General features: G+C 43.0%; 20 protein-coding genes. 10 read left to right on the top strand and 10 right to left on the bottom strand.

The annotated features are described in order from the left end of the window. Positions 1-32 precede the first annotated feature (32 nt). Together AAA938_RS19370 and AAA938_RS19365 are read left to right on the top strand one after the other, a co-directional pair. Positions 33-1,370, top strand: coding sequence for an NAD(P)/FAD-dependent oxidoreductase (locus AAA938_RS19370; protein ID WP_338230464.1), 1,338 nt, complete (start codon positions 33-35; stop codon positions 1,368-1,370). 84 nt (positions 1,371-1,454) lie between these two features. Next, positions 1,455-1,859 carry a Spy/CpxP family protein refolding chaperone gene (locus tag AAA938_RS19365; RefSeq protein WP_338230462.1) on the top strand — a complete coding sequence of 135 codons (405 nt, stop codon included), beginning with the start codon at positions 1,455-1,457 and terminating at the stop codon, positions 1,857-1,859. 105 nt (positions 1,860-1,964) lie between these two features. Here the strand turns inward: AAA938_RS19365 and AAA938_RS19360 are convergent, their stop codons facing one another. From AAA938_RS19360 to mutY, 5 genes are all read right to left on the bottom strand, one after another. Further along, the gene (locus AAA938_RS19360) at positions 1,965-3,440 is read right to left on the bottom strand and encodes a glutamate synthase subunit beta (protein ID WP_338230459.1); all 1,476 of its coding nucleotides are present in this window, start codon (positions 3,438-3,440) and stop codon (positions 1,965-1,967) included. A gap of 1 nt (position 3,441) precedes the next feature. Continuing rightward, positions 3,442-7,932: a glutamate synthase large subunit gene (gltB, locus tag AAA938_RS19355; protein WP_338230458.1), complete on the bottom strand. Its 4,491-nt coding sequence runs from the start codon at positions 7,930-7,932 to the stop codon at positions 3,442-3,444. 579 nt (positions 7,933-8,511) lie between these two features. Further along, positions 8,512-9,861, bottom strand: coding sequence for a gliding motility-associated protein GldE (gldE, locus tag AAA938_RS19350; RefSeq protein WP_338230456.1), 1,350 nt, complete (start codon positions 9,859-9,861; stop codon positions 8,512-8,514). 72 nt (positions 9,862-9,933) lie between these two features. Then, positions 9,934-10,383, bottom strand: coding sequence for a single-stranded DNA-binding protein (locus AAA938_RS19345; protein ID WP_338230455.1), 450 nt, complete (start codon positions 10,381-10,383; stop codon positions 9,934-9,936). Between the two features lie 40 nt (positions 10,384-10,423). Further along, positions 10,424-11,473, bottom strand: coding sequence for an A/G-specific adenine glycosylase (gene mutY / locus AAA938_RS19340; RefSeq protein WP_338230453.1), 1,050 nt, complete (start codon positions 11,471-11,473; stop codon positions 10,424-10,426). Positions 11,474-11,618: 145 nt separating this feature from the next. Here mutY and AAA938_RS19335 point away from each other — a divergent pair, with 145 nt between their 5' ends. The 3 genes from AAA938_RS19335 to AAA938_RS19325 all read left to right on the top strand — a co-directional run bounded on the left by AAA938_RS19335 (position 11,619) and on the right by AAA938_RS19325 (position 14,538). Next, a complete protein-coding gene (locus AAA938_RS19335; RefSeq protein ID WP_338226214.1) occupies positions 11,619-11,927 on the top strand; it encodes an HU family DNA-binding protein in 309 nt (102 codons plus the stop codon). An 18-nt stretch (positions 11,928-11,945) separates the two neighbouring features. Beyond that, positions 11,946-12,779 carry a tetratricopeptide repeat protein gene (locus AAA938_RS19330; RefSeq protein WP_338230451.1) on the top strand — a complete coding sequence of 278 codons (834 nt, stop codon included), beginning with the start codon at positions 11,946-11,948 and terminating at the stop codon, positions 12,777-12,779. Between the two features lie 187 nt (positions 12,780-12,966). Next, complete coding sequence (locus AAA938_RS19325; RefSeq protein WP_338230448.1) at positions 12,967-14,538, top strand: Rne/Rng family ribonuclease; 1,572 nt, start codon at positions 12,967-12,969, stop codon at positions 14,536-14,538. Positions 14,539-14,550: 12 nt separating this feature from the next. Here the strand turns inward: AAA938_RS19325 and AAA938_RS19320 are convergent, their stop codons facing one another. Genes AAA938_RS19320 through AAA938_RS19310 form a run of 3 tightly spaced genes read right to left on the bottom strand, consistent with a single transcriptional unit; the run spans position 14,551 to position 16,558 of the window. Then, the gene (locus tag AAA938_RS19320) at positions 14,551-15,657 is read right to left on the bottom strand and encodes a DUF4221 family protein (protein WP_338230446.1); all 1,107 of its coding nucleotides are present in this window, start codon (positions 15,655-15,657) and stop codon (positions 14,551-14,553) included. A gap of 52 nt (positions 15,658-15,709) precedes the next feature. Next, positions 15,710-16,168 carry a hypothetical protein gene (locus AAA938_RS19315; protein WP_338230445.1) on the bottom strand — a complete coding sequence of 153 codons (459 nt, stop codon included), beginning with the start codon at positions 16,166-16,168 and terminating at the stop codon, positions 15,710-15,712. 42 nt (positions 16,169-16,210) lie between these two features. Further along, positions 16,211-16,558 carry a DUF3127 domain-containing protein gene (locus AAA938_RS19310; RefSeq protein WP_338230443.1) on the bottom strand — a complete coding sequence of 116 codons (348 nt, stop codon included), beginning with the start codon at positions 16,556-16,558 and terminating at the stop codon, positions 16,211-16,213. 332 nt (positions 16,559-16,890) lie between these two features. On the opposite strand from AAA938_RS19310, the gene AAA938_RS19305 reads away from it, so the two are divergent. The 3 genes from AAA938_RS19305 (at position 16,891) to AAA938_RS19295 (ending at position 18,359) form a co-directional block, all read left to right on the top strand. Next, the gene (locus AAA938_RS19305; RefSeq protein ID WP_338220044.1) at positions 16,891-17,493 is read left to right on the top strand and encodes an RNA polymerase sigma factor; all 603 of its coding nucleotides are present in this window, start codon (positions 16,891-16,893) and stop codon (positions 17,491-17,493) included. Continuing rightward, on the top strand, positions 17,468-17,701 hold the full coding sequence (locus AAA938_RS19300; protein WP_338220043.1) for a hypothetical protein: 234 nt from the start codon (positions 17,468-17,470) through the stop codon (positions 17,699-17,701). Before AAA938_RS19305 ends, AAA938_RS19300 begins: the two co-directional genes overlap by 26 nt. A 106-nt stretch (positions 17,702-17,807) precedes the next feature. Then, the gene (locus AAA938_RS19295; RefSeq protein WP_338230441.1) at positions 17,808-18,359 is read left to right on the top strand and encodes a hypothetical protein; all 552 of its coding nucleotides are present in this window, start codon (positions 17,808-17,810) and stop codon (positions 18,357-18,359) included. A gap of 672 nt (positions 18,360-19,031) precedes the next feature. On the opposite strand, the gene AAA938_RS19290 is transcribed toward AAA938_RS19295, so the two are convergent. Next, entirely contained in the window at positions 19,032-19,895 is an 864-nt protein-coding gene (locus AAA938_RS19290; protein ID WP_338230439.1) for a prolyl oligopeptidase family serine peptidase, read from the bottom strand. 1 nt (position 19,896) lies between these two features. After that, positions 19,897-21,324, bottom strand: coding sequence for an aldehyde dehydrogenase family protein (locus AAA938_RS19285; protein ID WP_338230437.1), 1,428 nt, complete (start codon positions 21,322-21,324; stop codon positions 19,897-19,899). A 322-nt stretch (positions 21,325-21,646) separates the two neighbouring features. Between AAA938_RS19285 and AAA938_RS19280 the strand changes: the two genes are divergently transcribed. Then, positions 21,647-22,153 carry a hypothetical protein gene (locus AAA938_RS19280; protein WP_338230435.1) on the top strand — a complete coding sequence of 169 codons (507 nt, stop codon included), beginning with the start codon at positions 21,647-21,649 and terminating at the stop codon, positions 22,151-22,153. A gap of 37 nt (positions 22,154-22,190) precedes the next feature. Continuing rightward, the coding region (locus AAA938_RS19275) for an Ig-like domain-containing protein (RefSeq protein WP_338230434.1) at positions 22,191-25,957 on the top strand (3,767 nt) is incomplete at its 3' end.

The raw sequence follows: 25,957 nt of genomic DNA, 5'->3' as shown, positions 1-25,957 counted from the left end.
TCGTGTAAGGACTAGAACCTATCCCTATCTCTATGTCATCTGCCTCTTTTCCCATACCCAATCTTCCTAAATTGGACCTGCCTAAAGTGGTCATTGTCGGGGCTGGATTTGCCGGCCTTAAACTTGCCCGAAGCTTGAAGGGTGGACCTTTTCAGGTTATTTTACTCGACAAAAACAATTTTCATCAGTTTCAACCACTTTTTTATCAGGTGGCTACTGCAGGCCTTGAGCCTTCTGCCATTTCATTTCCCATTCGGAAGATTTTTCAGTCTACCCGAAATGTCACCTTCCGTATGGCTGAGGTCCTGAGTGTGGACCAAAAGCAAAACCGACTCTTCACAGACATTGGCTATATTGATTACGATTTTCTTGTGCTCTCCATGGGTGCAGATACCAATTATTTCGGGGCAAAAAACATCGAATACTTTGCCTCCCCGATGAAAACCGTCTCAGAGGCCCTATATATTCGGAATAAAATCATCTCCAACTACGAGCGAGCCATCTCTATCGAAAAAGTAGAGGAGAGAAAAACCCTCATGAATGTGGTCATTGTCGGAGGTGGGCCTACCGGAGTGGAACTTGCCGGGGCCATGGCAGAATTGAGAAATAATGTGTTCCCAAAAGACTACCCTGAGCTCAGCTTCAAAAACATGAAGGTGGTCTTGATCGAAGCAGGTCCCAGCCTGCTGGGTGCTATGAGTCAGGAGTCTCAGAGTCATGCATTGCAGTATCTTCAGCAACTGGGCGTGGAAGTGTATCTCAGCACGCGAGTTCTGGATTACGATGGCGAAGAAGTCCAGATAGAGGGTAAAGAACCGATCAAAACGGAAACCCTGCTGTGGGCTGCAGGAATCAAACCCAATGCGATCGAAGGGTTCCACCCGGAGCAATATTCCGGCAACCGAAGGATGTTGGTGAATTCATACAATCAATTGATCGGATCAGAGCGGATTTTTGTCTTGGGCGATCAGTGTCTGATGGCTGAAGAAAGCCAACCCAAAGGGCATCCTCAGGTAGCTCAAGTGGCTATTCAACAAGCCAAAAATCTCTCAATCAATCTTAAAAATACAATCACGGGCAAACCCCTCATCCCTTTCCGATACAAAGACTTAGGATCTATGGCCACTGTGGGAAGAAAATTGGCTGTGGTGGATTTGCCTTTCGTGAAGTTTCAGGGAGTCTTGGCGTGGTTGACTTGGCTTTTCGTGCATTTGATGGCGATCCTTGGAGTGAAAAACAAGCTATTTATTTTCCTGGATTGGTCTTGGAACTACCTGAGCTTCGATCCAAGTCTCCGCTTACTCATCAAACCCAAATACGTGAGAGCTTCTGAAAGAAAGGGCTTGATTGAGGAAAAATCCATCAATTAGCATTTGTTAACAATTGGCCAACCCTCAGGATTAAACCTCAGCCCACCTGCAAGGTCTAAATCCTGAAACAAAACCAATAACAACATGAAAAAGTGGATCATCGGCGCAGCTCTTTTGGTATTTACCAGTCTAAGTGTGGCTGCCCAAGAAGGAAAAAGAACTCCTCCAAGTCCTGAGGAAAGAGCTCAGAAAATGACCGAGCGAATGGCTGAAAAACTTTCACTATCTGAAGCTCAGAAAACTGAAATCTATTCCATCAACTTGGAAAATGCCAAAAAGAGGCAAGAAGAGATGGAGGCCAAAAAAGCTGAATCGGCCGACCGAAGAGCAGAAATGAAAGCTCAGGATGAAAGAATCAAGCAAGTACTCACCGAAGAGCAGAGAAAAGCCTGGGAAGAACTGAAAGAGGAAAATCGAGGCAGAAGAAGACCCGAAGGACAAATACACGATCGAAGTGAAATACGGAGAGGACCTCGTGGAGTAAACTAAGCCAAAAGATGAAAGCCGCCTAAAGGGCGGCTTTCTTTATCACAGGGAGTCAACTAAACAGGATACTCTAAATACAATCCCCCACTGCACGAATCAGCGAGGATCCTAACCTGCGATATGCTCGTCGACTTGGAAATAGGATTCGTCCTTTCTCGGTAGGCTCGAGCTTCCCATCAGGAATTCATCCACCTTCACAGCAGCCTCCCTTCCTTCAGAAATTGCCCATACCACTAAAGACTGTCCTCTTCTCATGTCTCCTGCCAGAAATACCTTGGAGTTGGTACTCTGATAATTTTTTGATTTAGGCAGGGTATGATTTTCCATTTTTTCCACTCCGAAAGCTTCCAAAAGACCATTTTGAGCAGGTCCCAAGTAGCCAATAGCTATGAAGGCAAGATCACAGGGGATAACTCTCTCCGAACCTTGAATCTCTACGAAGGTCATTCTGCCTCCTTTTTCAATCCACTCGATGTCGGCCACTTTGAGTCCGGTGACCTCTCCTTTTTCGTTTCCGATAAATTCTTTGGTCAAAACAGAGAAAATACGCTCTGCTCCTTCCTCATGTGAACTCGAGGTTTTCAAAGTCATTGGCCATTCTGGCCAAGGATTTAACTCTGTGCGCTCCTTGGGTGGCTTGGGCAGAAGTTCCAACTGGGTGACTGAGGCAGCTCCATGACGATTGGAAGTACCGATGCAATCGCTTCCGGTATCTCCTCCTCCAATGACCAAAACATGCTTTCCTTTGGCTTGAATCGGATTTTCCTGAATTTCCCCTCCAATCACCTGATTCTGTTTGCCCAGAAATTCCATGGCAAAGTGCACTCCTTTCAGCTGGTCTCCCTGAATATTCAAAGCCCTGGGTTGAGCTGCTCCGGTAGCCAATACCACCGCATCAAAGTTTTTCAGGATGTTTTCTGCTTTGACATTGAATCCTATTTCAGTTTGAGTAGAGAAGATGACTCCTTCTTTTTCCATAATCTCAATACGGCGGTCGATCACCCATTTCTCCAATTTGAAATCAGGGATGCCGTAGCGGAGAAGTCCACCTACTTTGGCGTCTTTTTCGAAAAGAGTCACCTCATGTCCTGCCTGATTAAGCTGGTCTGCGGCTGCTAACCCTGCTGGGCCCGAGCCAATGACAGCTACTTTTTTTCCAGTTCTTACCGCTGGGGGATTAGCCTGAATCAAACCCAGTTCATAAGCCTTCTCGGCAATGTTTTTCTCGATCAGCTCGATGGCTACCGGGTCTTTGTTAATCCCAAGCACACAGCTGGCCTCGCAAGGGGCAGGACAGATTCTTCCGGTAAATTCAGGGAAGTTGTTCGTGCTTTTCAAAATATGAATGGCCTGTTCCCACTCCTGCTGATACACCGCGTCGTTGAATTCAGGGATTACATTCCCCAAAGGACACCCATGATGGCAAAATGGAACCCCGCAGTCCATGCATCGGGCAGCTTGGTGGTTAAGTTTTTCCCCGGAAAAGGGCTCGTATATTTCCTTGTAATCACCGATCCGCTCTTGAGGATCCCGTGATACAGGTGTTTCTCTTTTAAATTGAATAAATCCTTCTTTCGCTCCCATCTTAAACCAATGATTTTGCTTGTTCTTCTGCTCTTTTCTGTAATACCGCTTTGTAATCTCTAGGAATGACCTTGATAAAGAGATCCTGCACAGACTCCCAATTGTCGAGGAATTTCTGACCTAGTTTACTGTTGGTCAGCTTGACATGCCTCTTGAGGTAAATCTTCATAGTGGAGAGGTCTTCCTCATCCATCAAGTCTAAATCCACCATTTCGGTATTGATCTCTGTGATGTATTCTTTGAGAATGTAGGCGATTCCACCGCTCATCCCCGCAGCGAAATTGCGGCCGATCTCTCCGAGATTGATGACCAATCCTCCGGTCATGTACTCGCATCCATGGTCACCGATACCCTCGATTACTGCTTTTACTCCGGAGTTTCTTACGCAGAATCGCTCACCGCCTTTTCCGTTGATATAGCTTTCACCGGAAGTAGCTCCGTAGAAAGCCACATTTCCGATGATGATATTTTCTTCGGCTGCAAACCGGGCATTTCGACTTGGATACACGATAAGTTTTCCTCCGGAAAGTCCCTTCCCGAAGTAGTCATTGGCTTCCCCTTCCAATTCAAAATTGACTCCTTTGGCCAAGAATCCTCCAAAGGTCTGTCCAGCAGAGCCGGAAAACTTGTAATGAATGGTGTCTTCCGGCAAGCCCACTCCTCCGTAGATTTTGGAGATTTCGTTAGATAGCATGGCTCCAACTGATCGGTCCGTGTTTTTGATCTGAAAGTTGGATTCTACCTGAATAGCTTGCTCCAAGGCCGGGGTGGCAACTTGAATTAGCTGTCGGTCCAGAACTTGGTTGAGTTCAAATTCCTGATCGATCTGCTTGTGGATACCCACATGGTCGGGTACTTCCACTCGGTGGAATATAGGGGAAAGGTCCACCTTGTCCCATTTCCAGTGATTAAGATGCCCTGTGGACTGTAGCACGTGGCTTTGGCCGACCATCTCATCAATGGTACGGAAGCCAAGAGAAGCCATGATTTCCCGAAGGTCTTGAGCCAAGAATCGGAAATAATTGACCACATGGTCGGGATCCCCGGTGAAGAGTCTTCTTAAATCTGGATTCTGAGTGGCAATTCCCACTGGACAGGTATTCAGATGACATTTTCTCATCATGATGCATCCCTCTACTACCAAGGCGCCGGTGGCTACTCCCCATTCTTCCGCTCCCAAAAGAGTAGCAATTGCAATGTCCCTTCCGGTTCGGATTTGTCCGTCAGTCTGAAGGACAACTCGGCTTCGAAGGTTATTTTTGACTAAAGTCTGATGAGCTTCCGAAAGACCCAATTCCCAAGGAAGACCTGCGTGACGGATAGAGCTGAGCGGAGAGGCTCCTGTGCCTCCATCGGCGCCTGAGATCAGAATAACATCTGCCATGGCTTTGGCCACACCTGCAGCTACTGTGCCCACTCCTGCCTGAGATACCAGTTTTACATTGATTCTAGCCTGACGATTGGCATTTTTTAGGTCAAAAATCAATTGAGCCAAGTCCTCAATGGAGTAAATGTCGTGATGTGGAGGAGGGGAAATCAGCCCGACTCCCGGGGTGGAATGCCGTACTCTTCCAATCCATTCGTCTACTTTATGCCCCGGTAGTTGTCCGCCTTCTCCCGGCTTGGCCCCCTGAGCCATTTTGATCTGGATTTCTTCGGCATTGCTGAGGTAGTGAGAAGTCACCCCAAATCGACCGGAAGCCACCTGCTTGATGGCTGAACGCTCCCAGTCTCCATTTTCTTTTCTCTGATACCGAATTTCGTCTTCCCCTCCCTCTCCGGAATTACTCTTGGCACCAATGCGATTCATGGCAATGGCCAAGGTGGTGTGGGCTTCATGGGAAATGGAACCGAAAGACATCGCTCCGGTGGCAAATCGCTTGAGTATATTCTCCTCGGGCTCTACCTCATCCAATGGAATGCTGATTCTTTTTTTGAATTCGAACAGTCCTCGGAGAGTCAGCGCATCGGTGGTTTGTTCATTGATTTTGGAGGCAAACTTCTTATACAGCTCATAATCCCCCAGTCGGGTTGATTTCTGCAGGAGGTGGATGGTTTCGGGGTTGAACATGTGCTTTTCTCCCCGTCTTTTCCACTGATAGACACCGCCTGTTTCTAGCACAGGGCTATGGGTCTCGTAGGCAGCTCTGTGTCTTGCCAAAACTTCCTCTGCCAGTTCATCAAAAGAAACCCCACTGATACGGGATACCGTACCGGTAAAGCACCGGTCAATCACCTCAGGCCCCAAACCAATGGCCTCAAAAATCTGAGAACCCTGATAGGACTGAAGAGTGGAGATACCCATTTTGGAAAGTACTTTGAGCAAGCCTTTTCCGATTGCTGCCTGATAATTGGCAAAAAGTGTCTTTTGATCTTTTACTTTTGGCAGCTGACCGCTTTCCATGAGTTGGAGTAGGGATTCCAAAGCCAGGTAAGGGTTAATGGCTGAAACCCCATAGCCGATTGCTGTGGCAAAATGGTGCACTTCCCGGATATCCCCGGATTCCAATACCAAGCCCGCACGGGTTCTGATTTTCTTTCTGACTAAATGCTGATGAACTGCCCCGATTGCTAAAAGAGAGGGAATGGGTGCCCAGTCCTCAGAACTTTTCCTGTCGGAAATGATCAAGACGTTTTTCCCCTCATGGATTGCCTCCTCAGCTTCCTGACATAGCTTATCTATGGCCTCCAAAAGTCTGCCCGGCTGATGGTCTGCTCGGAAATGACCAAAAAGACGCTGAGACCTGTAGCCCAAGTGTTCCATCAGGGTGATTTTCTCCAAATCTTCATTGAGCAAAACTGGCTGTGAAATATGGATCTGCTTGGTATGCTCAGGAGATTCTTCGAGAATGTTATGACCTTCACCGATTCGGGTGAAAAGGGACATCACCAGTCGCTCCCGGATAGGATCAATAGGTGGGTTGCTGACTTGTGCAAAAAGTTGCTTGAAATAGTTGGAGATGTGCTGGCTTTGCTTGGAAAGTACTGCAAGCGGTGTATCCGCACCCATGGATCCAACCGGTTCATAGCCGGTATCCCCCATTGGGCTTAGGATGACTTTCAACTCCTCAGATGTATACCCGAATACGGTCTGACATTTTTTGAGCTTATCATTTTGATAAGGAAAAGCCATTTCTTCCGGGTCGGGGACAAATCTGAGTTTGGTACGCTTCTCGTTTACCCACTTTTCGTAGGGCTGCTGACGGCAGATTTCACCTTTTACCTCCTCATCAAACAGCACTCTTCCTTTTTCCAAATCCGCCCAGATCATTTTTCCTGGGCTGATTCGGCCTTTTTCGGTAATGGTAGCTTCCCGGATAGGGAGAGCACCAGCCTCTGAGGATAGGACGAGTCGTTGATCTCGGGTGATGAAATAGCGAAGAGGCCGCAGTCCATTTCGGTCCAAAGTGGCTCCTACGGACTTTCCATCGGTAAAAAGCAGGGCTGCAGGTCCATCCCAGGGCTCCACCAGAGAGGCATGGAATTTATAGAATGCCTTTCTGTCCCGGTCCATCACTTCGTTGTCCTGCCAGGCTTCTGGTACCAGCATCATCATGGAGTGAGGCAAGGATCGACCGCTGAGAGTCAATAGCTCCACCATGGCGTCCAAGTTTGCAGAGTCGGAGTTGTGCTTATCTGTGATCGGGAGAAGCATGGCCAACTCTTCCTCGGTAAAAAACTTGGACTTCATCAGGGCCTCCTTGGACTTCATTTTGTTCAAGTTGCCCCGGATGGTATTAATCTCCCCGTTGTGTGACAAGAAGCGGAAAGGCTGTGCCAGTCTCCAGTTGGGGAAGGTGTTGGTAGAGAATCGAGAGTGAACGATTGCAAATGCTGATTCAATTCTTGGATTTTGTAGGTCTTTGTAGAAAGGTAATACCTGATCTGTTCTCAGCTGCCCTTTATATATTAATGTGCGACTACTCAAACTCGCAAAGTAAAAGGAGCGGTTGACCCCGGGGATTTTTGAGTTGATCTCAGAAGTGGCATAATTTCTCAGAATGTAAAGCTTACGCTCAAGGTCTATATCTCTGAGATCATCCTTGTGCTTTACAAAAAGCTGCTCAATATTGGGCATCACGTCCAAAGCTCCCGAACCGGGTACCGTCTCGTCGACGGGTACCGTTCGATAGCCGATCAATTCAAACCCCAACTGATCGATCAGTTGATTCAAAAGCTCTTTTGATTTGAGGAATAGCTGTTTGTTTTTTGGGAAAAAGGTCATCCCTACTCCATAGGAGCCGGGTTCGGGAAGGTTGATTTCCGTTCTGGCAGTGACATCTTTCAAAAATTCATGTGGGACTTGGATGGAAATCCCCGCTCCGTCTCCTGTTTTGGGATCTGATCCTCGCCCTCCTCGATGCTCCATATTGCTAAGCATATATAGTGCATCGCTGATTGTCTCATGAGTAGGGGTATTGCTCAAATCCACCACTGCACCAATGCCGCATGAGTCATGCTCAAATTCCGGCCGATACATTCCTTGCTGCATTATTTTCTAGGTTTTTATAGGTTCAAAATTTCCAAAAATTACAAAAAAAATTCCCTTTGTTAAAATTTAAGCAACGATTGGGCTTTGTAAATGAAGGATTATTGACTAATAATCGGATTGTTTGATTTTTTAATAATCTTAAAATGGGAATAAATTTTCGCCGATTTTTCAAGAAAAGATGTAATTAACCTCTAACTAGGCTTTCAAATCCTGTCATTTGGCATTGAAAAATTGAGATTTTTCGAAAAATGGTTTTATTCAAAAAAAAATCTTGAATCATAAATTTTTTTCTACTTCCATTTTCCACTTGGAAGATATAAAACCTCATAGGATAGAAATAATTCAGAATAAAAATTGGCGAATGGTCAGTCTATAAAAATTAGGTAAATTGACTTTCGTCCACTTTCAATGCCAAGCTTCTTTATTTTCTGGAGAAGAAATGGGGATTTGGGGAAATGAATGGCACAATCTTTAAAAAATCGGCTATCGTAACTGATTAAGAGATAAAGACGATAGCCTGACCTTAGGCAAAGAAAATTCTGTTTGAAGCAAAGAAATGCCGAGTTTACAGAAATTGTATTAATCCATGAATTTATCGTCCTCTTTGGTCCCATGATTTTTCAGATGGACCTTTACCTTTTTGATCTTCCTTGCGTCCACCGCCAAAACGGTGAATTCAAAGTCTTGGTAATTGATTTTGGTTCCGTTCTTCGGAAGTTTGGAGTTGATCTCCAGAAGCAGTCCACCAAGAGACTCGCTTTCCCCTTTGACCTCGTCAAATATCTGAGAATCCACTTCCAGCTTCTTACAAAAATCATTGAGGGACACTTTACCTTCAAAAACAAAAGTGTCCTGATCTATTTCCTGAAAAAAGAAATCTTCGGCGTCGTCAAACTCGTCGTTGATTTCTCCGATGATTTCCTCGATCAAATCCTCCAAAGTCACCAAGCCTGAAGTGCCCCCGTATTCATCTACCACAATCGCCATATGCACCCTCATTTTCTGAAAATCCTTGAGAAGGGCATCTACTTTTTTGTTTTCAGGGATAAAGAAGCATTTCCGGGTGAGTGATTTCCAGTCAAAGTTTTCATCCTTTTCTATGTGAGGAAGAAGATCTTTGATATAAAGTACGCCAAGGATATTATCTATCGTCTCCTCATAGACGGGAATTCTGGAATAGCCGCTTTTGTTGATGCGGTCCATTAGCTCGTGAAAGTCCATTTCCACGTCTATCGCAGTGATTTCCAGTCGGCTTTTCATCACTTGCTTGACGGACAAGGTTCCAAAGTTTACGATCCCCCTCAAGATTTCTTTTTCTTCTTCAGGCGTGTCTTCGGTAGTGATTTCCAATGCTTGGTTTAGCTCATCTACAGAGAGAGAGTACCCTTTATGCTGTATTCGCTTTTCAATCAAATTGCCAAATCCAAGCAGTAGGTAGGAGAAAGGCTTCAGCACGGAGGTGAAAAAAGAAAGGATGGATGCCATAGCCATGGAAAACTGAAGTTTGGCCTGATTGGCATAGACTTTTGGTACGATCTCTCCAAAAAACACGATGGCAAAAGTGACTCCGATGGTCTGAACCAAAAGAATGACAATTCCAGAAGCATTGTTGCCGAAAATAGACCAAGTGAGGAAAGTCGTAAGGGTGACAATCCCGATATTGATCAGGTTGTTTAGGATAAGGATGGTGCTAAGCAGGGTTTTGGGCTGTGCCAATAAGGCGCTTATCTTTCTTCCTTTGCTGGGATTGGTTTCCCTGAGTTCTTCTATTTCGTCGTTGCTTAGGGAAAAGAAGGCCACTTCAGAACCTGAAACCAGAGCGGAACAGATCAATAAAAAAATTAGAACTAACCCGTTGATCAGGAAATAGTTGGGAGAAAGCTCGACAATCTGTGCGATGACAAGATAACTCGGGTAGGGGTCGTCCATCTGGGATACTAAATGTTTTTGCAAAAATAAGTAATTCCTCCGAATGTAGACTTCGGAGGAATCAGTTGGTTTTTAGAATGGAAGATCATCATCTTCAATCTCCTTCATCTCAGGTGCCGGTTGGGCACTTCGGGTAGGGGTAGAAGCCGGACTTGACATTTCATTGGATTGGGGCATTCCACCTCCTTCAGGCCTTCCTCCGAGCATAGTGAAATTCAGAACGCGAATCCGGATTTTTTTACGGTTTTGTCCTTGTTCATCCTGCCATTTGTCAGACTTGATTTTGCCTTCCACATAGATTTGTGAGCCTTTTTTGAGGTATTGCTCGGCTATTTTTGCTTGCTGATCCCATAGCTCCAAATCGTGCCATTCGGTCTGTTCGACCCGGTTTCCATTTCGGTCTTTGTATGCTTCGGTGGTTGCCAAACTGATGTTGGCCACCACTTTGTCTCCTTCGAGGTATTTCACTTCTGGGTCTGCCCCAAGATTTCCTATCAAAATAACTTTATTTACTCCAGCCATTATTTCTCTGTTTTTTGGTTAAAAAGGAAGTTGAAGTTACTTAAATCCCCTGATCGTTCAAAAAATTGACAATCAATTTGGGCTTGGCCAGTTCGTCGATTTCCTTTTCCGATACGAGTAAATATCCTTCTTGCTCACACCATTGGTAAAGGGCCTGTCGTTTTTCAGCCGGAAATTCTACTTCCGCAAACTCAGCCTCCAAGCGCTGATGGGAAAGCAGGTGCCGGTAGCTTTTTGGAATAGGCTTGGCATCGGTTATTTCTGACAGAAGAGTTTTTGTTTTTTCCTGAAGGGGAAAATCATGCAATCCCTCCCAGATGTCTCCTGAGCTTCTTTTGTTCCAGACCCATTCGGTTCCGCACTTGATGACGAGGTAATTTAGCTTTCGATCCTTGACTTTGACTTTGTTGATTTTGACCGGGAGCTGATTGACTAGGCCGTGGGTATGAGCAAAGCAGGTTTTTACCAATGGACAGGTCTCGCAGGAAGGGTTTTTGGGCGTGCATTGTCTGGAGCCAAAATCCATCATGGCCTGATTAAACTCGGCGGGATTGTCTTTTGGGATCAACTGATTGGCCAGGGCTTCAAATTCTTTTTTGGTCCTGGACGAGTTGATATCCGAGTCCAACCCAAAATATCTGGCGAGGACGCGAAATACATTCCCGTCAACAACTGCCTTAGCTTCCCCAAATGCGAAGCTGGAAATAGCAGCCGCGGTATAGCTACCTACACCTTTTAATAATAGGAGTTGGTCATAGGTCTGGGGGAAGACCCCATTTTGCTCAAACCAAATCCATTTGGCGCAGGCATGGAGATTTCTGGCTCGGGAATAATAGCCCAATCCCTGCCACAATCTGAGGACCTCCGACTCCGGGGCTAGTGCAAGATCTTTGACCGTGGGATAGGTTTGGGAAAAGGCGTAATAGTAAGGTAATCCCTGAGCGACTCTGGTCTGCTGCAAAATGATTTCTGAGAGCCAAATAAGGTATGGATCGGTGGTTCCACGCCACGGAAGATCCCTTGGATTTTGTCTATACCATTGGATGATTTGGTTGGGAAAAGCCTGAAATTCAACAGATTTGCTATTCATTAGGGTAAAATATTTCTGGTGCAAACCAAGGTAATTTTTTTCAATTTGTTTTTTAATTGCTTTGGTTCTCGTACATTTGCAGTCCCAAAAACACTTGGTTAATAGGTTGTTAAGCTTATTTCATAATTTCTAAATTAAAATCACTGTGACAAAAGCAGAAGTAATCACCAAGATTTCCGACAAAACCGGGATCCAAAAGGATGATGTGACACAAGCCATCGAGGCGTTCTTCAAAGTAGTAAAAGATTCCATGGCCGAGGGAGAAAATATCTACGTAAGAGGCTTTGGAAGTTTCATCAACAAGAAAAGAGCGAAGAAAATCGCCCGAAACATCTCTAAAAACACGGCGATCGTGATCGATGAGCACTACATCCCGGCTTTCAAGCCTTCAAAAGTGTTCATTGAGAAAATCAAAACCAGCAAAAAAATCAAGGAATTGGCTCCTCAGGACTAAGTCTGAGGCGACTTTGACATGAAAAAATCTCAGCTCATTCTCATCGTAGCAGGAATTCTGGCAGTAGTGGGCCTTTATGCACTTCCCAAAGTAGTGGTAGATAATGAGTCTACCGGTTCAAAAATGGAAGGTGCCGTGGAGGATTCGGAAGAGACCCAAGCCCAAGGGATTACCGAGCTTCATGAGAATGAGCTTTCTGCTGAAAACAGAACTCAGGCTGATCAACTCAAGCAGATGTATGCAAATGCAACTGAAAATGAGGAGAAAGTAGCCGCAGCTCAGGTTTTGGCAGAATTGTATAAAGGAGAAGGGCTATTTGACAGTGCAGCTTATTATTGGAGCGAAGCGGCTGATCTTTTGCCATCCAACCTCTTTCTGGCTGAAGAGGCAGGGAAAGCAAATTATGAAGCATTCAGCTTTGCTTTGGATAAAGCCAAAGTGGAAAAACTGGCGGAAAAAACCAGAAACTACTTGGAAAAGGTGCTGTCCAAAAACCCGGCCCGTCTGGATTTGAAGACCAAAATCGCCATGACCTACGTCTCCTCTTCCAATCCTATGCAAGGTATCACCATGCTGAGGGATATATTGGAACAAGATCCTCAAAATGAGGACGGACTATTCAATATGGGGATTCTCTCCATGCAGTCCGGACAGTACAATAAGGCCGTTGAGCGATTTGAAGAGCTGATCAAATATCACCCCGATAATCTTCAGGGGCAGTTTTATTTGGGCGTTAGCTACTTTGAATCCAAAGAAAAAAACAAAGCGAAAGCACAGTTTGAGGCAGTGAAGAAAATGACTGAGGACCCAATGATTCTCAGCAGTATTCAGAGCTACCTCGACAGGCTATAAAATCAGTATTTCACATCTAAACCTTAAAGACTATGCCTTGCGGTAAAAAAAGAAAAAGACATAAGATTGCTACTCACAAGCGTAAGAAAAGACTGAGAAAGAACAGACACAAGAAGAAGTAATTTGCTTCGATTGCCTGTTTGAGTAATCATCAACGTTCATTTACATAGTAACATAAATAGAGATTTTGAGTACGGAATTGTTAATCGATTCTGCTCAAAATGGAAGTCGAATTGCCCTACTGAATGATAAACAACTGGTTGAGCTCCATTCCGAGGGAATGGAGAATCAGTTTAAAGTAGGTGACATTTACTTAGGGACTGTCCGAAAAATCGTCAATGGGCTGAATGCAGCCTTCATTGATGTCGGATACGAAAAGGATGCATTTTTGCACTACCAAGACCTGGGACCAAATGTCAACAGCTTGTTGAAGTTCACCAAAATGGTGAGAAACAATAATTACAACAGCTACCTACTGAAGGGCTTTGACAATGAACCCGAAATAGAAAAAGTCGGAAAAATCGATAAGATTCTTTCCAAGACCAATCAAGTGCTGGTTCAGGTAGTCAAAGAACCTATTTCTACCAAAGGCCCCCGACTATCCTGTGAGCTCTCTCTGCCCGGTCGTTATCTAGTGCTCGTGCCTTTCTCAGATACAGTCAATGTATCCAAGAAAATCAGAAGCAGTGAAGAGCGAAAAAGGCTTCTCAGACTCATCAACTCCATCAAGCCTGCCAATTTCGGAGTAATCATTCGAACTGTGGCCGAAGGACAGTCCGTGACGGAACTCGACAAAGACCTTCGAAATCTTCTCACTACTTGGGAGGAAGGCATGAAGAAGCTGCTGAAAGCCAAAAGCCGGGACAAAATCATCGGAGAGATGAGCATGGCCTCCTCACTTATCAGAGACCTGCTCAATGAATCATTCGACGCAATCACCGTAGAAGAAGAATCTACCTACGATCAGATTAAATCCTACATCAGGACCATAGCGCCTGAAAAAGAAAAAATTGTCAAGCTTTACAACGGTAAAGCCAAGCTATTTGAAAGTTTTGGAATAGAGAAGCAAATCAAAAGCCTCTTTGGACAGACGGTGAGCCTTCCTCAGGGAGGATATGTAATCATAGAGCATACCGAAGCCCTGCACGTCATTGACGTCAATAGTGGCAACAAGTCCAATCAGGAAAGCGATCAGGAATCAACAGCCTTAAAGACCAATTTGGTGGCTGCCAAAGAGATCGCAAGGCAGCTTCGCCTCCGCGATATGGGAGGAATCATCGTGGTGGACTTCATAGATATGAAAAGGGCCGAAAACAAAAAGGCCATCTATGAAGCCATGCAGCAGGAAATGAAGTCTGACCGGTCCAAGCATACCGTTTTGCCTTTGAGCAAATTTGGACTGATGCAAATCACCCGACAGCGTGTAAGACCTGAGGTAAACATTGTGACCAAGGAAGTCTGTCCGGCCTGTAACGGTACCGGTAAAATCCAAGCCTCGATATTGGTGGCAGACAAGCTTGAAAATGATCTCGAGCACATGGCCACCATCCAAAACGTGGAAAAAATACACATTGGGCTGCATCCCTATCTGCACGCATACTTCACCAATGGCCTGATTAGCCGAAGGGTGAAGTGGTTTTTCAAGTACTACAAATGGATAAAACTGATCAAAGATTCTTCCCTACCTGTGACGGAATACAGATTCCTGGATGAATCTGGAGAAGAAATCGAACTAAAAGCAAAAAGCGAGGCTGAATAAGCCCCGCTTTTTTTATGGGTTGATTTTCGAGAAGTCAATTTTCACAAATGGGATATTGTCTTCTATAAATAGAGTTCCTAAAGGGAAATACAATCCGTCTGGCGTTTGGAATGAATAAGGTGAAAATTCCAAATCGCTAAATCTTATTTCGGCAAGTTTTTCCCCTCTTGAATCCATGACTACAAAGGCATGTTTTGATTTAATGTTTTGCTCTAGATTACCATCGTTAATCCTAATATGCCTGAATATTAAACCCGTCTGATAATCTTTTTGAATTGCCGTGTATTTTGAACTTTCGAAATTGGGATTAAAGGCAGTCCACTCACCCCGTTGCGATGTAGTACCTCTTAGAAATTCCAATTGCTCAAACGGGGCTAAAGGGAACATGTTGATCTGATTTTCTTTGATTTTGAGTACAGTATCTGAAATGGCAAAAGAGATCCAGTGTGATTTTTCTATCGTATCAAACATATGGAAGTATTGGCCCAATTCAGGGTCCTGCAAAAATTGCCGGGCAGAAGTAGGATAGCGAAATGAAATATGATTAAAACTGCTGTCTGCAAGTGAAAAATCTAAGATCCAGTTTTCATACCTCAAATGATCATCGAAAAGGACGAATGGAACATCGGCTATGAATAGACCCTTTTCAGATTTGAATAGGGGATTGAATGGAAGGGCGGTGTAGTTGCTCCCCAATCTTTCAGAAGGTGTTTCGGGTAAAGGTATTCTCCGCAGCACCGTTCCTTTCCAATCACATTCTAATACTTTTTGATCCTGCGATAAAAAATAAATTTTATCTCGATCAATAAAATACCCAGGAATGAATTCCCCAATTCCGTCAGGACCTTCTTTTTCAAATTTTACAGAATTGAGCAGTTTGCCTTCCGGAAAGCTGTAGGTGAGGAGTCGGTATTGATTGAAAGTCAAAAGGACTTCTCCCGAGTCGGTTTGGAAGTGGGTGAAATTGATTCCTAGATTTTTGGTTAGCGTATCCTTTTCAAGATAAAGCGTATCCACCACCAAATCCTTGAGTTCAAGAAATTGGATTTCATTTGACTTTTCTGAGGAGGTACAACCAAAGAAAAGAAGTAAAAAATAGAAATAGATTAGGTACTTCATCCGTTTAGATCATTTTCCTAAACTTAGAAATAAAATAACTTAGTTAAAAGCTTCAGTCGATGAATAGTCCCCAACCGTCATCATACCTGTCAGTAGGATCAAAACCTTTTACCCACTCGACAAAGAGTACCTTAAATTCAGCAATCAACTCCCTAAGCAGATTTAGGTGCTCTTCAGCATGAGTTTCTTCCATTGCGAGCTGATAGGTCATGGAGTTGAGATGCCTCGCATGCACTTTCATAATGGTAGCATTTTCCATCTTCAGCACATAGTCATTGACTCCTTCTGCACCGGCAAATTTGGCACAGATTACGGTGGCATCTTCCATCATCATTCCCCCATAAAGCTCTTTCCGAGCCTCATCTAGGCTGCCCACCAAAGCATGAGTAAGGGATACAATTTCATTTCCCTTTTTCATAAGAGGATGAGAAAAAATTTGATCCCGCATGGACTTGGGGTCAAATTCTTCCTCATCATCCCATTCATCATCCTTTTCAAAGTCATCCCACATGGTAAAAATTATTTAAAAAAGTGCGTTAAAATCTTTCTTTAATTAAAACGGAAGCTTGTCTTCTTCGCTTTCAGAGTAAAAGGTGTCCACTTCAGGCATAGAAGACGCAGGTCCGGAGGAAGCCCCCGTACGGTCCACTTTATAGGCTTTGACCTCCGTGTACCATCTTCCATTGTATTCTCTGCTTTCTACATCAATCCCTAAAGTAACCTGCTCGCCCACTTTCAGCGCAAACTGATCGATTTTATCTCCCCAAATGGCCACACAGACTTTTTTGGGATATTGGCCTCCTGTTTCAATGATATATTCTTGTTTTCTCCAGGCATTTCCGCTTTTCGAGTTTCCGCTTACTTCCTGAAGTTGATTGATAATTTTTCCGCTTAATTCCATCGTTGTTTTTCTTTTTCTCTATCACGAAGGTAAGAATTGAGGCGGACTTATCTGGATAAAAAAGTCAGGATAAGGGTTCCGGTTTTCTAAATTTTAACAAATTTTTGTACCTCATCAGAAAGTCATTAGGGTATGTTCATTTTTTAAGGATAAAATTTCATGAAACCGAAAAAAATAGAATTTCTTATCGAATTTGGCTTTGGGCTTGATTATTTCAAAAAAATCAGGCTAGATTAATGGCCCAATTCATATTACCCTTAAAAAAATTTTTCATCACCCGCTAAATAGATACTATGGCATAGACTTCTACGTTGTACAAAAACCAACTACATATGAATAAGCGAAAAGGTCCATTAGACAGTGAATTGATCGCTCAGTATCGCAACGGAAGTGAAGCAGCATTTGATCTATTAGTAGATCGGTATCAGGGCAGGGTATTTACTACCATCTTTCTCATTGTAAAAGACCAAAAGGTAGCAGAAGACCTTTTGCAGGATGTATTTGTCAAGGTAGTTCAGACCTTGCAATCGGATCGGTATACGGAAGAGGGGAAGTTTCAGCCTTGGATCATGAGAATTGCTCATAATCTGGCTATTGACTACTTTAGAAAAAGTAAGCGATACCCAACTATCTTGATGGAGGACGGAAGCAATGTCTTCAATTCACTGAAATTTGCAGAGTCAACCATTGAGGACTTGAGGATTAAAGAGGACACCATAGAGTTGGTCAAAAGACTGATTGAAGAATTGCCTGAAGCTCAAAAAGAGGTGTTGGTCATGAGGCATTATATGGATATGAGTTTTCAGGAAATTGCCGAAAAGACAGGAGTGAGTATCAATACGGCTTTGGGAAGAATGCGCTATGCGCTAATCCATCTTAGAAAAAAAATGAAACAATTAAATATTGCCTATGACAAAACCTTTTACCCCAAATGACCTGGTAAGATATATCTACCGGGAAATGACCGAGGGTGAACAAGAACTCTTAATGCAAGCCTTGCACAGCGATGATTCCCTGATGCAAGAATATTTAGACCTGCTGAGCACGATAGAGAACTTAAATCAGGTAACCCTGAAGCCATCGGAAAAAGTAGTGAAAGCCATCAAATCGCTGGCTCATTCTACGGGACTCCAAAAAGTCTAAAGAACCGGTAACCCCGCGCTTGCGGGGTTTTATTTTTTAAATACAAAAAATTGCATTTGAAATAAATTTTTATATCTTTATTAAACATTTTTAAAACCATATGAATATGAAAAAAATATCAAAAATTCTAGCATTCCCATTGGTAATAGCAACCATGTTTGCCTGTAGTCCAATGGAAAATCCAGATTTAATTCAAATTGAAGAGACCGACATTGATGGTGGAAGCCTTTACCTTAATGAGGGGACGATTAATGCCAGGCTTTCTAGCGGTGGAATTGCACCAATCCTTTGGACATCTGGTCCGGGTGGAAATGCCTCCTGTGCAGACACCGGTTTCGAATTTGATGAAAGCACAATTCGGAATGATTTCAACAAGGGTAAATTTGAAGCAGAATGGCCTGATGGATTCACCATCGAAGTAGTAAATGGTAAGTATGTTAACTGGTCATTTGATGGATCTTCGGGACAATGCTTGGAAGCTGTTGCTTTCATAGTAAAAGGTGGACCTGCTTCGCATATCTATATCTATGATGGGGGCGAGACATCAGATGAGGGTTTAGTGTCCCCTCTAGTAGGAAAAAAGAAAAAGGAAAATGCTGATTTAAGTAATTTGACTATTTGTTACAGTTTGACTAGCTGTACTGTAGATAGCGATTAATTTTTGTTCTTTCAGCTATCAAAAAAGGATGGGTCGATTTTTCGCCCCATTTTTTTGGTCCAATAAATTTAGAATAGCGTTGATCAAGCTAGCTATTCTTTTATTTAGGCCAAAAGTATACTCAACTATGGTTTTCTGGTTTGAAAAAATTTTGCTTAGTAGAATCAAAGGGCATTGTTTTTCAGTGCCTTTTTTTCATTTGCTGAGAAAAACATATTCACTGAAAATTTGAAGCTCGGATAGTATCTCAGAAAGATTTTTTAGTTTTTATAGACAAATATGCGTGTCTAAATATTTTATCTCGGAAAAGCGATCTCAGCCTATTGGGAGATTTTTTATTTTTTTTGCTGTCTTGTTCTGTAAATAGGTTGGATATCGCTTTTTTCAAAAAAGGAAAGTGGGAGGAGCATTTAAATGCAAAAAACTTTTCCTTAATGAGAAACTTTTTTAATGTGGAAACACGAACTCATGGTGATTGTGGTCCCAATTGACCAATTTTAGAATCCTATTCCTGATTTATTATTTGAATTGGACCAGAAAAATCTTAAGGACAATACTTTGAAGTTCCTGCCAGAGTATATTCTTGGAATGGAGCCAAATTCTAAATATTCACTGTGCATGGAATAAACTGTTCAAATCCGAAATCTTAGAACAAATTTTAAGGCGCTTATACTAATTTATTGCAGAAATGAAGTTTTTAGCCTCTTCGAGAAGGTTCTTATAGGTTTCATCCGTGAATCCATGTCCTTGGTTAGGTACCCGGGTAAATTGGTGGATAATTCCCGTCGAATTGAGCTTTTCTTCCAATAGTTCACTCTGGGAGATGGGTACCACTGTATCTATATCCCCATGAAAAAATATTGTAGGAGGATCATTCGAGTCCAAATGACTTATCGGACTGGAATCCAAATAGGCTTGAGGAATTTGATCAGGCTTTCCACCTAGGATACTTTCCAGACCCAAGGCAGTAATCGTATTGAATCCATGGAGTTCTTTCAGCGCTGTCGGAGGAAAAAAAGCAACCACTGCCTTGATAGCCGAGAAATCATTTCGATAGGCATGTTGAAGTGCTAGATGACCTCCTGCACTGGCACCGGAAATGATAATTTCGTCAGATACGCTCCAGGATTCCAGGTTTTGATTGATGTATTCAAAAACAGAAATAATGTCTGCTTCTTGGGCTGGAAATTTATTGTTTCCAGAAATGAAATCGAAAAGGCGATAATTAACTGAAACAAAAGCGTAGTCTGGGAAGAGGGTTTCTAAGACTGGTTTGAATTGCAGAAACTCACTTTTATCTCCATCAATCCAGGCTCCTCCGTGGATATATACCAGCAAAGGGGTATTCTCCCTGCTTCTTCCTGCTGGAAGATAAATATCCATTTTTTGGCGAACGTCTGTGCCGTAAGCTTGGTCCAAAATTTCTCTGGCAGGCAGAAAATCAACGTTTGGTTCTGGATCCGAGCTACAGGCCCATGCCAGGCTCAAGAAAAAAATCAATCCAAAGGATCTGAGGATATAAATATTCCTGTTCATTTTAAAACCATCTGATTAGCGACTCCACAATTTTTTTGGCCTTCACCCCATACGGCGGCCTTAGAAGGGTAACGTTATTATATCCAATTCGTTGTTTCAATACTCCTTTTTCATTGCTGAAAGCCAAGAATCCAAAATGACCGTGGGCTTTGCCAATCCCGCTGTTATTCACACCTCCAAAAGGCAGTTCGTTGTGGATAAAGTGAAGCACACAATCGTTGATGACTGCATTTCCGGAGCTGGTTTTTTCCAGGATCTGCTCGTAACTTTTCGATTTATCAAATACATAAAGCGCTAGAGGCTTAGGCTTGCGATTAACATATTCAATTGCGTCTTCTAGTTTACCAAAAGAAAGAATGGGTAGGATTGGCCCAAAAATCTCCTCATGAGCGATTTCCATTTCCTCTGTGATTTGGCTTAGGAGAGTCGGTTCAATAAAGCGGTGATGAGGATTGGATTTCCCACCAAATTCTACTTTAGCACCTTTTTCAACAGCATCATCTAGATAGGACTTGAGTCTGGAAAAATGTCGGTCATTGACGATTCGAGCGAGATCTTTAGAGCTTTCAATCCCTATGAAGTCAGCATCATACATTTGTTGAATTGCTACCTTCAGCTCATTGAGAAGCTGATTCTTGACTGATTCATGGACAAGAATATAATCAGGAGCTACACATGTTTGTCCACAATTGACCAATTTTCCATAAATGATCTTTTGAGCCGCATCTTTAAGGTCGGCCGATTCGGTGACGATAGCCGGCGATTTACCTCCTAATTCCAGCGTGACTGAGGTAAGGTTCTTAGCGGCATTTTCCATCACAATCTTTCCAATTTGTGGACTGCCTGTGAAAAAAATATGGTCGAACGGTAAAGCTAAAAGGGCCTGAGCCACAGAAGCATCCCCTTGGACAACTGCTACCTCCTCCTTATTGAAAATAGCTGAAATCATTTGCTCAATCAGGTCTGAGGTATGCGGTGTGAGTTCAGAAGGTTTAAGGACTACAGGACAGCCTGCTGCCAGGGCAGAAATAAGGGGCCCAATAGCCAAATTGAAGGGGTAATTCCAAGGTGAGATGATCAATGCGACCCCCTTTGGCTCAAATTGGACTTTGGCTTTGGTGCCCAGCATTGCCAGAGGAGCCGGAAGAGACTTGGCTTTCATCCAAGACTTGAGATGCTTGATGGTGTGATTGATCTCAGAGGTGACCGGATAGATTTCTGAGAGGTCGGTTTCTACTTCCGGTTTTTGGAAGTCATTCCAAAGGGCTTGCCTGATATCAGATTGATGGTTTTTTATCCAAGTTCTGATTGCTTTCAGTCTCTCTATACGGTCGAATGTTGTGGAAGATCTCCATGTCAATGCCGTTAGGCGGAGTTGCTTCAATTTTCTTTCGAGGTCGGATTTTAAAGGGTCTATAGGGGTATCCATGGAAAACTTTTTGAATGGGTAAGATAAAGGAAGAAGAAGCAGGGATGAAAATTTTCTCAAAATAAAAGTGGGCAATTAGGCCTGAATGTTTAATAAACCTCGGTAAATGTTAAACAAAAATGTAATTTGGAGATACAAAAATCCATTTCGTACCAAAAAATTTGTATTACGTACCAAAATTTTTTGAAAAAGGCTTGGAAATGAAAAACATTAAAGTGTATTTTTACTGCATAATAATGCTATTGTATTTCATTTTCCCAAAAGGTCAACGATAAGAAGGGGACAAAGGGTCATGAATTTTAAAATTGTTAATACCAAGGATATGAAAAATTTTGTAAGTCACGATTGGAATAGGCCAAGGATAAGTGCCATTCTTTCAAGCATTTGTCTTTTTATTTTCCTTAGCAACTCGCTAATGGCCCAAGAAATTGTTTCGATGGAAAAAAAGCTTTCTAGCCTTTCTGATACCGAGCGAAAGTCTGTCAACGAAATGCTTTTTGGTAAAGTTGGTATTCTCGAGGTAAGAGATGGTGCTTTGATTTCACCTGAGGAAATTCAACTCCCTATTAAGTCTATTCGAATCAGTTCGACCTCAGACTTTTCAGCCATTCCAAATAGTGAGTTCGATTTCTCTTCGGTTGAAGTTGTTTCAATCAAAGTCAAAGGGGACGCTCAAGTAAATCTATCTGATCCTTTTCTGTCAGCATTACCTAATCTAAAGTATGTGTATGTGATTTTCGACAATTATATGTCAGAAAGCGAAGTGAAATCAAGATTTTCTGTTGACCCATCTAGGTCATGGGTAGTAATGTTTTCTTTACCTGAATGATAAAGCAGAATAATAACCAGGTTAGACTCCAATCGTTATGAAAAATATTTATCAAAATCTATCTAAAATGCCCTTAAGGTCAGGGGTGTTTTTCGTTATTTTTAGTCTTTTTGTTGGGAACTTGGCCTATGGTCAGATTCACAAAGAATTTACTCCTAGGGCACCAAAAACAGATCCTGAGAAAAAATTCTACAATATCAAAGGCGATTTTGCAATGCTGGGGAATACTAACCTAACATTAGCTGATTATGACCTAGCAGAAGATAATAGTGGTAATCAAATGCAATTTGTGGATATAGATAGCGATCCAAATACTATCAATTCCTCAAGTGCAAATCTTATTTTCGATCCAAACCTGGATAATCCAAATTGCTCAAACATCGTTTGGGCAGGTCTTTATTGGGCGGGTAGAGCAGGGCCAAATGAAGGCAATTTTTTGGTAGAGGTACCGAATGCTACCGTTCCGCCATTCCAAGTGCAGATTACTCCTACAAACAGCAATTTGGTATTGCATAATGGTGGTATAGCAAATACTCCCTATATAGTTAGTGTTTACGATTATACGGGTACTGGATCTAATAATTCTAACAGAACTAGTACTGTTTTTTACAGAATTGACCTAGGTAATAATGTTTATGAATTCACCTACTTTATAGGTGGAGGCACTAGTTATAATACTAACACAATTCAATACCGTGTAAATGGGGGAGCTTTTCAGAATGTTCCAATTGCTTCAACAAACGATCAAAATACAAATTTTCGAACCGCGACTTTTTCCAATAATCTGGTTTTAACTGGAAATGGGAACAATGGTGGTAACATTACTTTGACTGTTTCAGGGCTGAGAAGAGATAGAAGACATGTCGGAGGCACAAATTCAAGAACCTTATCCCAACAACAAGATGTTTCAGGAGCAATTATTGCGGCATCTGGTTTCTTCGTTTCTACCACGGGAACAAAAACTCTTGATAAAAGAGTTGTAAAATTGAAAGTTCCTGGAAGTGCGAATTACATTAATGTTCAAGCTCAACCTGGAGATATTTTTTACTCAGTAACCAACGATTCTGAGTTTCGTCAGATGTATGCTGGTTTTGCGGATGTCACAGAGTTTGTCAAGGATTTGCCCAATGCAGGTCTTGGTACTTATACCGTAGCCGATATTGCAACCATAGATGCCCTTTCCGACGGTACAGGAAATTTTGGAGGATGGGGAATGGTTGTAATATATGAAAACTCTGATATGAAGTGGAAAGACATAACAGTTTTTGACGGTTATGCACACGTTTCAGGCCCCAATGCAGGTACTTGGGGTTTAGATATTGATGGTTTCCGAGCTGCGCAGGATGGACCAGTAGAGGTTAAACTTGGCGTTATGGCAGGAGAGGGCGATAGAAATATTTCTGGAGATCAATTTGCCATCAAGTTCAATAATGTTTCAGGTGACATCACTAATAATGCCCATTGGTTCGCGCTAAGTCATGGTGGAAATACCTCAAATAACTTTTTTAACTCGTCTATAGAAACTGGAGGCAATACAAGAAATCTCAATAGGGTTAATAATACCGGTATTGACATTAGTACTATTGAGAACTTTAACGTCGATGGAAGTGGAAACAATATCTACATCGATAACAATGATACAGCTACAAAATTCAGGTATCGAAGTACGGGTGATACCTATGCAATTTTCAATATTGTATTTGCAGTAGATTCCTATGTTCCTGAAGTTGAGCCTAACAACACATTGGTTTCAATCAATGGAAACCCTGTTGCCAATCAACATGCACCGGGTCTTGAGGTTGATCCAAATGACGTTTTAGTATACAAATTAGATATTAGAAACATTGGTACGGAGGCTATCAATAATGCCATTGTTGAAATTCCTATGCCTTACGCAGGAGTATACGTCTCATCCAATGGAACTACAAATGGTTTTTCCCCTGTTAGCCCCCCTTCATTTAATCCTGTTACAGGATTATTGACGTGGAACCTAGGCACTCTGCCTTTACCTGATCCTGATGATCCAAATGACATACTTGCTACCCTGAATTATACCATCAGGGTAACCGATGATTGTTTTATTATTGCAAATGCAAGCTGTGCTGGATTTATCCTTGTTGATGGGACAGTTAATGGAACCGGTGCAATTACAGGTGCAACACTTGGAGATGCAGGTGATTTTATTTTTGGATTTAATGATGATCAGGGAGAATGTGAGGGTTCACCTATCACAGATCCAACTCCTATAGCGATCGATCCAACCAATGCTAATTGTACTGGAGATGAGGAGAAAATCATTATTTTCTGTGAGAATGAGGTACAGGAGACAATCCCAGTTTCAACAATCAGAAATCAATTCCCTGCAGGAACTCAATTCTGGTCAGGAATAGATTTACAAACATTGGAAGGTACTGGAACATTATTTAATAACGCTACTCCATTCCCTGCTACACCAGGCCAAACCACTTACTATGGTATCCCACCAAGCATTGGGGGAAGTATTTGTTATTTCGAATTTATTATTGAGGTTACCGATATAGAAGGTACTCCTATTGTAGATGAGGATATTTCCTATTGTATTGGAGAGCAAGCAGATCTTTTAAGTTCATTAGCAGAGCCATCTCAGCAAGGCTATCAACTATTTTTCTATGAAACGATCGATTCCCAAACACCTTTGGATGTATCAGAACTGAGACCCTCCACTGCTTCAGCAGGAACAGTGACATATTATGTAGCACAAGGCACACCGACTTGTATTGGTGAGCGAGTTCCGATAGTGATTGAAGTAGTTGCTTTGCCTATCCTAGAGATTACCAATCCAGCTGCCGTATGCGCTCCTGGTACAGTCGATTTAACAGCTGACGCTGTTACTGATGGCAGTGATGCGGATTTGATTTTTACCTACTGGACTGACTTGGATGCCACTCAGACCTTAGCTAATCCTGAGTCTGTTTCCATTTCAGGAACATACTATATAAAGGCTGAGAATGCAGCTGGCTGTTTTGTAGTCAAGCCGGTTGTGGTTGTGATCAATGCGTTGCCGGACTTTACGGTGACCCCACCTGCTCCTGTATGTTTTCCTTTTGAGATTGATTTAGCAACGACGCATACTTCAGTTCAAGGTGCAGAGTTTACCTATTGGAGAAACCAAGAGGCTACAATTCCATCTACTCAAACTGTTGGCGAATCAGGAACCTACTTTATCAAAGCAACGCTTAATGGATGTGAAGTAGTTAAATCTGTAGACCTAATTGTGACTCCAGCGACGGAGATCACGACTCAGCCTGTAGGGGCGACCTATTGTATCGATGCGACAGCGACGGCATTGACTGCCTCTGCTTCGGGCACGGAGCCGATCACGTATGAGTGGTTCAGCAATGCGACCAACAGCAACGTGGGCGGAACGTCTGTAGGCACTGGAGCGAGCTATACGCCATCCACTGCTGTGGTAGGCACAACTTATTATTATGTGGTAGCGACCAGTGCAAGCTGCGGACCTGCCACTTCAAATGCGGTAGCGGTCGTGGTGACTCCAGCGACGGAGATCACGACTCAGCCTGTAGGGGCGACCTATTGTATCGATGCGACAGCGACGGCATTGACTGCCTCTGCTTCGGGCACGGAGCCGATCACGTATGAGTGGTTCAGCAATGCGACTGACAGCAACGTGGGCGGAACGTCTGTAGGCACAGGAGCGAGCTATACGCCATCCACTGCTGTGGTAGGCACAACTTATTATTATGTGGTAGCGACCAGTGCAAGCTGCGGACCTGCCACTTCAAATGCGGTAGCGGTCGTGGTGAC

The sequence above is a fragment of the Algoriphagus taiwanensis genome, assembly GCF_036245645.1.
Classification (GTDB): Bacteria; Bacteroidota; Bacteroidia; order Cytophagales; family Cyclobacteriaceae; genus Algoriphagus; species Algoriphagus taiwanensis.
This window is presented reverse-complemented; position numbering and strand designations above follow the sequence as displayed.

What these genes read in the sequence shown, in the direction of transcription:
- AAA938_RS19370 (WP_338230464.1), top strand. Translation starts at nt 33, where the DNA reads ATGTCATCTGCCTCTTTTCCCATACCCAATCTTCCTAAATTGGACCTG.
- AAA938_RS19310 (WP_338230443.1), bottom strand. Translation starts at nt 16,558, where the DNA reads ATGGAATTAAGCGGAAAAATTATCAATCAACTTCAGGAAGTAAGCGGA.
- AAA938_RS19365 (WP_338230462.1), top strand. Translation starts at nt 1,455, where the DNA reads ATGAAAAAGTGGATCATCGGCGCAGCTCTTTTGGTATTTACCAGTCTA.
- AAA938_RS19345 (WP_338230455.1), bottom strand. Translation starts at nt 10,383, where the DNA reads ATGGCTGGAGTAAATAAAGTTATTTTGATAGGAAATCTTGGGGCAGAC.
- gldE (WP_338230456.1), bottom strand. Translation starts at nt 9,861, where the DNA reads ATGGACGACCCCTACCCGAGTTATCTTGTCATCGCACAGATTGTCGAG.
- AAA938_RS19315 (WP_338230445.1), bottom strand. Translation starts at nt 16,168, where the DNA reads ATGTGGGATGACTTTGAAAAGGATGATGAATGGGATGATGAGGAAGAA.
- gltB (WP_338230458.1), bottom strand. Translation starts at nt 7,932, where the DNA reads ATGCAGCAAGGAATGTATCGGCCGGAATTTGAGCATGACTCATGCGGC.
- AAA938_RS19300 (WP_338220043.1), top strand. Translation starts at nt 17,468, where the DNA reads ATGACAAAACCTTTTACCCCAAATGACCTGGTAAGATATATCTACCGG.
- AAA938_RS19320 (WP_338230446.1), bottom strand. Translation starts at nt 15,657, where the DNA reads ATGAAGTACCTAATCTATTTCTATTTTTTACTTCTTTTCTTTGGTTGT.
- AAA938_RS19330 (WP_338230451.1), top strand. Translation starts at nt 11,946, where the DNA reads ATGAAAAAATCTCAGCTCATTCTCATCGTAGCAGGAATTCTGGCAGTA.
- AAA938_RS19285 (WP_338230437.1), bottom strand. Translation starts at nt 21,324, where the DNA reads ATGGATACCCCTATAGACCCTTTAAAATCCGACCTCGAAAGAAAATTG.
- mutY (WP_338230453.1), bottom strand. Translation starts at nt 11,473, where the DNA reads ATGAATAGCAAATCTGTTGAATTTCAGGCTTTTCCCAACCAAATCATC.
- AAA938_RS19280 (WP_338230435.1), top strand. Translation starts at nt 21,647, where the DNA reads ATGAAAAATTTTGTAAGTCACGATTGGAATAGGCCAAGGATAAGTGCC.
- AAA938_RS19305 (WP_338220044.1), top strand. Translation starts at nt 16,891, where the DNA reads ATGAATAAGCGAAAAGGTCCATTAGACAGTGAATTGATCGCTCAGTAT.
- AAA938_RS19360 (WP_338230459.1), bottom strand. Translation starts at nt 3,440, where the DNA reads ATGGGAGCGAAAGAAGGATTTATTCAATTTAAAAGAGAAACACCTGTA.
- AAA938_RS19295 (WP_338230441.1), top strand. Translation starts at nt 17,808, where the DNA reads ATGAAAAAAATATCAAAAATTCTAGCATTCCCATTGGTAATAGCAACC.
- AAA938_RS19290 (WP_338230439.1), bottom strand. Translation starts at nt 19,895, where the DNA reads ATGAACAGGAATATTTATATCCTCAGATCCTTTGGATTGATTTTTTTC.